The organism is Tamlana crocina, from assembly GCF_012037625.1.
Genome location: NZ_JAAVJS010000671.1, coordinates 1 through 324, shown reverse-complemented (window position 1 = coordinate 324; position 324 = coordinate 1). Strand labels below are relative to the sequence as shown.

Below are 324 nucleotides of genomic sequence, written 5' to 3'. Positions count from 1 at the left end.
CGCATCTATCTTCGTCTGAAACTTTAACTGCAAATATTATTGACGTTGAACCAGTAAAGCTTTAACAGGTGGATCTCTTCCTTATTGGGAAAACAAATCCTTTAATAGGAATTTCCAATAAAGGTTTTCTTGGTAATTGACTCCGTCTGCTTTACATTTGTTACTTCAAATCAACAGAGATTGATTTATAAAGAAGCGTGGAGAGACAGGCTCTGTGATACGCTAGCAACCAGAAACATTCAAGGTGCTAATTCCTGATCCAATTTTGGAGAATATAAATTAAGAACAGATTAAACATTACACCCAAAGAATTTCAGCGACTTT

The 324-nt window shown here is 35.2% G+C and carries 1 riboswitch.

The features are described from left to right. Positions 1-182: 182 nt before the first annotated feature. Positions 183-281, top strand: a riboswitch (SAM riboswitch). Positions 282-324: the final 43 nt, after the last annotated feature.